At 68.0% G+C, this 1,127-nt stretch carries 2 protein-coding genes and 1 tRNA gene; all 3 read right to left on the bottom strand.

Annotated elements, in window-relative coordinates; all coding sequences use genetic code 11:
* Positions 1-30 precede the first annotated feature (30 nt).
* Entirely contained in the window at positions 31-213 is a 183-nt protein-coding gene (locus ACFR9S_RS08710; protein WP_379818438.1) for a hypothetical protein, read from the bottom strand.
* A 204-nt stretch (positions 214-417) separates the two neighbouring features.
* Positions 418-502: transfer RNA gene (locus ACFR9S_RS08705), tRNA-Leu, on the bottom strand.
* Between the two features lie 44 nt (positions 503-546).
* Positions 547-1,127, bottom strand: a 581-nt coding sequence (locus tag ACFR9S_RS08700) for a succinylglutamate desuccinylase/aspartoacylase family protein (RefSeq protein WP_379818436.1), incomplete at its 5' end; no start/stop codon positions are given.

The following is a 1,127-nucleotide window of genomic DNA, read 5'->3' as shown; positions in this document are numbered from 1 at the left end:
TTCGCTGAAACTTACTCGATCAGCGACGACTCAGTTCTCCGTCGGCGGGTTGAGTGCGAGGCCGTCGACGACGGCGGCGCTCGCGAGCAGCGACCCGACGCCCGCGCCGGCGCCGAGCGACAGCGGCGAGAGCACGGCCGCCACGATCCCACACAGCAGCGCGGACGGGATGAAGAGTAGATGGTAGTCCGGACGCGCGAGGCCACCGAGCATTCTAATTATATCTAATTAGGCGCTCCCGAAAGGCTTTGTGCCGCGACGGCACCGATCTCGGCGCTTCCTACCGATCGCCCCGGAAAATGCGAGGGGAGGGATTCGAACCACAGTCGGACGTGCTCGCTCATTCCGTTCGCTGCGCGCGACCTCCCTGCTTCGAATCCCCGATACGCATCGCTCCTCACTGTCGTTCGGAGACGATGCGAGGGGAGGGATTCGAACCCACGGACCCCTACGGGAGCGGGTCTTAAGCCCGCCGCCTTTGTCCTGACTCGGCCACCCTCGCGCGGCCCGAGATACCCAGCAATCCCGGAAGTCGGTTTCGGTCGCCTACTCCGCCAGCGGCAGCGCGACCCCGACCAGCGTCGACCCCGCGGTCACGGTCGCCTCCCGCTCCAGCGAGTAGACGATCCCCTCGCGGTCGACGGTCACCTCCTGCAGCACCTCGTAGCTCGTGGGGTCGTGGACGGCGCCGACGTGGTCGCCCGGCTCCACGTAGTCGCCGAGTTCCACGTCGCCGTCGACGTGGAACAGCCCCGAGTCGTCGGCTTTCACTCGGCCGAGGTGGTTCCGTGCGACCGTGGCGTTCGTCGGCGCCGGCTCCCCCGGCAGCATGTCGAGATGACGGAGCGTGTCGAGCATCCCCGCGACGCCGGCGTCGATGGCGTCCTCGACCAGTTCGGTGTTGTGGGCGAGTTCGGGCGTGATCGTCGGAATCCCCTCTTGGGTGGCGGCGACCCGGAGCTTCCCGCCGAAGTTCCGGTCGGCCCACTCCGCGTCGGCGTCCTCGCCCGCTGCCTCGGCGAGCAGGAGGTCGTGGCCGAACGCCTCCGCGAGCGCACGACACTCCGCGTCGCCTTTCAGGTAGACGGTGTGGCTCAGCATCTCCTTCCCGCCGGTGTGGAGGTCGA

It is taken from the genome of Halolamina salina (assembly GCF_042678005.1).
GTDB lineage: Archaea > Halobacteriota > Halobacteria > Halobacteriales > Haloferacaceae > Halolamina > Halolamina salina.
The sequence above is the reverse complement of the archived record's forward strand: the minus strand, read 5'-3'. Positions and strand labels throughout refer to the sequence as shown.